Source organism: Mycobacterium paraffinicum, from assembly GCF_025822865.1.
GTDB lineage: Bacteria > Actinomycetota > Actinomycetes > Mycobacteriales > Mycobacteriaceae > Mycobacterium > Mycobacterium paraffinicum.
In genome coordinates, this window is the sequence record NZ_JACKUR010000037.1 from 1 (window position 1) to 4,849 (window position 4,849).

The following is a 4,849-nucleotide window of genomic DNA, read 5'->3' on the forward strand; positions in this document are numbered from 1 at the left end:
GCCGGCCGAGTACGCTGCGTCATGCAGGTGTACCCACATCCCAGTCGCCTGTGGCATCAACTGAATTCGAAACAACAAACCCGACTCTGGATCGGGGTGGACTCAGTAACGGGGACTCGCCAGTTGTGATGCGATCTGGTTTGGGCGATGTCATAGTCGCCCGTCGACCCGCAGATCTGGATGTACCCATTGCGGCGAGCGTCGCTCCTTGAAAGCAACGAATCCCTCTACGGCCTCCGGCCCGCGCATGCTGGTGTTCATTCCAATTCGATCGTAGAGTCCTACGTACGAGTCGAGGCTGGATTTGATCACCGCTCGAGCGTGCGGAGCCGTTCGGCAGCACTGCGCCAGCACGTCGCCTGCGCTGTCCAAGAGTTCCTCATGCGGAACGACCCGGGCAACCAGCCCCCACTCCAATGCCTCACTCGCGGTCAACACCCGGCCGGTGAACATGAGATCGCGTGTTCGCACCGGCCCGATCAGACGCGCGAGCATCTGGCTGTAGTAGGTGTCGGCGATGCCGCGAAAAAGCTCTGGGACTCGGAATGTGGCGCGATCACTGGCGACCGCAACGTCACTGCACAACGCGATTTGAAGGCCGCCGCCCTGGCAAAGGCCATTGACGGCTGCGACTACCGGCTTGACTGATGTACGCAGCGAATCGAACGGCGTGATGTCCATCGAAAGCGCCGACACAAATGTCATCCAGTTGTCCGCTCCGCCTCCGCCCAGATCGCCTCCGGGAGCGAATACGTCGCCCGTGCCGGTAATGAGCATCCCGGCGAGTTGATCGTCTTCGTTGACCCGACTGACCGCGTAGCGGATGCCGAAATACATTGCGGGCGTCATCGCGTTGCGCGCCTCCGGACGATCCAGCGTGCAGATCGCGATGGGGCCCTCTCGCTGGAACAACAGGTAGGGGGTGCCGAGCCAGTCCTCCTCAGGTGGCCGTGGAGTAGCGTCGGAAACGGGGCTGGTTGACATGAATCTCCTTCCGGTGGGTTGTTGTTCAGTCGCGGCGAGCTACCGAAGCTGAATCAGCCGGGGCTCAAGCCAGCAAGCGCTCGAGAGCTGTGATGCCAAACTCGTCGACATGCGATACGCCGCAGCGCCGCACCTTCGCGTGATGCGCGGAGCCCGGCACCGCAGGCATCGTTCTTCAATCGATTCGAACGAAGAAGCCGCGCTGCGCGTTCGATGTCCAAGATGTCAAGCCGACGCGGTCGCACGAGTTGAACACCACGTTGACCGCCGAGCTGGAGGTAGGCCCAATGCACCGCTCATCGATACGCAAACTCGGTCGACCGCGATGTTTCATGCCGAAGACCTCTCATCGCGCAACGGGCTGACTCGCCCGCGCATGAGCGGGCTTGCCTGCCGATCAATCTGCGGAACCCCGTCTAAGTCAGACTAGACCAACTGTGACAGTAATGCTACTTTTTGTAAAGCAACTGATCTTCAAAAGGCGCTGCGCACACGGAAGTGAGAGGCACTCGGTGGACAAAGGTCGACTCGCCGGTCGCAGGAACCTACTGGCCGACAATGCCTTAACGACGTCCACGCCAGCGCCACCGCTTTGGCGCAGGAAACTTCAGAAATAGCAACTACTTCCACACCTACAACTTTGGGAACCATCGATGACAACAAGTGCCGATCCGAGTAGCCAGTCGATAATCGATTACATGTCAGTCGCGGATGATCCTTACCCGTTCTTCGAGGATAAATGTAAGACACAGCCGGTATGGCACGGGTCCGTTATGGACTTCTCCATGGCTCCACCGGAGCTCCTGCCACCAGATCCATGGACCCTTTTCGACTATCAGAGCGTCTTCCACGCGTTTCGCAATGACGAGCTGTTCAGCTCCAGTTTCTATGACCAATCCATAGGTTTGGTGATGGGTCCAACGATCCTCGCCATGCCCGGCAAGAAGCACGATGCTCACCGAAGCCTGATCGCGCATGCCTTCCGCGCCAGTGCGCTCCGACGGTGGGGCCCAAGCGTGATAAGCCCGATCTGCGACAAACTCATCGACGGCATAAAGAACGAGGGCGAGGCGGATCTGGTCAAGTCGATCACGTTCGAGTTCCCGACTCGGGTTACGGCAACGCTGCTGGGTCTACCTGAGGAAGACCTCGATATGTTCAGGCGCCTCTCGCTGGAACTGATCTCCATCGACACCGATATCGAGGCTGGATTCAAGGCGTCGATGGCGCTCTACGACTACTTTCTTCAGCAGGTTGAGCAACGACGACGCAATGCTACCGACGACATCATCGGAGATCTCGTCACCGCCGATGTCGATGGGGAGAAGTTGACCGATGAGGCAATCATTTCGTTTTTGCGGCTGCTTCTGCCCGCTGGATTGGAAACGACGTACCGGTCATCGGGGAATTTGCTGTATTTGTTGTTGACCCATCCAGAGCAGCTGCGGGCGGTCGAACAAGACCGAAGCTTGATACCGGCGGCGGTGGAAGAAGGCATCCGGTACGAAACCCCGCTGACTACTGTCATACGGACGGTAACGCGAGACGTAGAGCTTCATGGTGAGAAGATTCCGGCCGGCGCGACGACGCAATTGTGCATGGGTGCGGCGAACCGTGACGACTCCCGTTGGCCGAACGCGAACGCATTCGACATCCACCGGCCCCGCCAGGCGCACGTATCCTTCGGCGCGGGTCGACACATGTGCTTGGGTATGCACTTGGCGCGCGCCGAAACCAGTGCGATGCTTAATAGTCTCCTCGACCGAGTGAGCGACCTAGCGCTCGTCCCCGGCGCCGACGCCAAGATCTGCGGTCTGACCTTCCGCTCGCCGAACAAGCTCCCGGTCACATTCCGCGCACGGTCATGAGGGCCGACGCCGAGTGGGAGAAGGCCGCGCTCAAGGAGATCACGGAGGCAAACTTTTGAGTCCGGAACGCCGGCGGACTGAACCGCTCTGACCCGTCCCGGTGAGTCCGGAGACTGCATTCGTTGAATCACCCTGCATTAGGTGGGGTGCGTCTGTGATCGTAGTGGAGCGTCTCGACGGCCTCGGGAGTGAAGTCGCCGAGGTACTCGTGAGGGCATTGTTGAACCAGATGAACCGCCCTGGTTCTGTCGGAGGCTCGGGTTATTGGATTGCGACCAGTGCTTGGTCGGTCCGTTGGGCATCGTGGAACGTGGCTTTGAACTCGGTGGGCGGAACATCAGCGAGGTAGCTGTGGAGGCGGCTGGTGTTGTGCCAGTACACCCACCTGAGGGTGGCCAGCTCGACCTCCTCGACGGTCTTCCACGGGCCGCTGTGGGCGGGTCCGTAGATCCGCTCGGCCTTGTAGTAGCCGTTCGCCGTCTCCGCGAGGGCGTTATCGGAGCTGTCCCCGATGGAGCTGATCGAAGGAACAGTGCCGATCTCGGCGAGCCGTTCGCCGTATCGCCCACAGGTGAACTGCGATCCTGGCGTGTTCCCGGTGAATGAGTCCATCCAGTTTTAGAGTCCTGTGGCCCGGTGTTGGGCCGAGAAGGGACGATGAAACGTATGGCTGGTCGGAAGCGGCATTCCGCGGAGGACATTGTGCGCACTGGCGTGTTCCCGGTGAATGAGTCCATCCAGTTTTAGAGTCCTGTGGCCCGGTGTTGGGCCGAGAAGGGACGATGAAACGTATGGCTGGTCGGAAGCGGCATTCCGCGGAGGACATTGTGCGCAAACTGCGCCGGGCGGATGAGCTGACCGCCGAGGGTAAGGCCGGCGAGGAGATCGCCGCCGAACTCGGCGTCTCGCCGGCGACCTTGTATAACTGGCGCCGCGCCTATGGAGGCATGGATACCGACGCCGCGAAAGAACTCAAGGAGCTGCGCGAGCAGAATGCNTGCCCGGCTCAAGCGGCTGCTGGCCGAAGCGGAGCTGGTCAAAGACGCCCTGCGGGAGGTTGCCAAGGGAAAATTCTGAGCCCGGCCGCCAAGCGCCGTGCCGTGGATATGCTCACCACCACGTTGGGCATGTCGGAACGGTTGGCGTGCAAGGCCGTTGGGCTGACCCGTTCCACCTACCGCCGCCTCCCGCTGGCGCAGACCCCGGCCGATCCGGATGCTGAAATGCGGGCCTGGCTGCGCTCCTACGCTAGAAAGCATCCGTGTCATGGGTTCCGGCGTGCCTGGGCGGCGTTGCGCTACGACGAGCACCGTGAGGTCAACAAGAAGGTTCACCGGCTGTGGCGCGAAGAGGGCCTGCAGGTGCGGATCCGCAGTCCGCGCAAAAGGGCCGGGGTGTCCTCGATCCCGCCGGTCGAAGCCGACGCCCCGAATGTGGTGTGGGCGATCGACTTCCAGTTCGACTCCACCATCGACGGAAAGGCCATCAAGATCGCCTCGATGATCGACGAACACACCCGGTATTCGCTGCTGCACGTCGTCGAGCGATCGATCACCGCCGAGCGCCTGGTGGTCGAGCTCGAGGATGCTTTCGCCGCCGCGGGTGGGCCGCCAAAGGTACTGCGCATGGATAACGGCCCGGAATTGGTTTCCCAAGCGCTGCAACAGTTCTGCGAGAACAAGGCTGGACTGCTCTACATCCCGCCGGGCACCCCGTGGAACAATGGCTACATCGAATCGTTCAACAACCGACTACGCAAGGAGTGCCTCAACCGTAACCACTGGACCACCCTGTTCGAGGCCCGCGTGGTCATCGGCGACTTCAAGACCGAGCACAACCACCGACACCGCCATTCAGCCCTGGGCTACCGCACGCCGGCCGAGTACGCTGCGTCATGCAGGTGTACCCACATCCCAGTCGCCTGTGGCATCAACTGAATTCGAAACAACAAACCCGACTCTGGATCGGGGTGGACTCAGTAACGGGGACTCGCCAGT

Annotated in this window: 3 protein-coding genes and 1 pseudogene; 2 read left to right on the forward strand and 2 right to left on the reverse strand. The window is 60.9% G+C overall.

All coding sequences use genetic code 11. The features are described 5' to 3' along the window. Positions 1-150 precede the first annotated feature (150 nt). Positions 151-984 carry an enoyl-CoA hydratase/isomerase family protein gene (locus H7J89_RS23590; protein WP_264047225.1) on the reverse strand — a complete coding sequence of 278 codons (834 nt, stop codon included), beginning with the start codon at positions 982-984 and terminating at the stop codon, positions 151-153. Positions 985-1,637: 653 nt separating this feature from the next. Here H7J89_RS23590 and H7J89_RS23595 point away from each other — a divergent pair. Next, entirely contained in the window at positions 1,638-2,852 is a 1,215-nt protein-coding gene (locus H7J89_RS23595) for a cytochrome P450 (RefSeq protein ID WP_372513834.1), read from the forward strand. A 261-nt stretch (positions 2,853-3,113) separates the two neighbouring features. On the opposite strand, the pseudogene H7J89_RS23600 reads toward H7J89_RS23595, so the two are convergent. Further along, positions 3,114-3,437, reverse strand: a pseudogene (locus H7J89_RS23600) (integrase core domain-containing protein); the annotation flags it as partial. A 206-nt stretch (positions 3,438-3,643) separates the two neighbouring features. Here H7J89_RS23600 and H7J89_RS23605 point away from each other — a divergent pair. Further along, on the forward strand, positions 3,644-4,789 hold the full coding sequence (locus H7J89_RS23605; protein ID WP_264047227.1) for an IS3 family transposase: 1,146 nt from the start codon (positions 3,644-3,646) through the stop codon (positions 4,787-4,789). Positions 4,790-4,849: the final 60 nt, after the last annotated feature.

Bases quoted from the DNA above. Each gene is read 5' to 3' on its own strand.
- H7J89_RS23595 (WP_372513834.1), top strand. From the start codon at position 1,638: ATGACAACAAGTGCCGATCCGAGTAGCCAGTCGATAATCGATTACATG.
- H7J89_RS23590 (WP_264047225.1), bottom strand. From the start codon at position 984: ATGTCAACCAGCCCCGTTTCCGACGCTACTCCACGGCCACCTGAGGAG.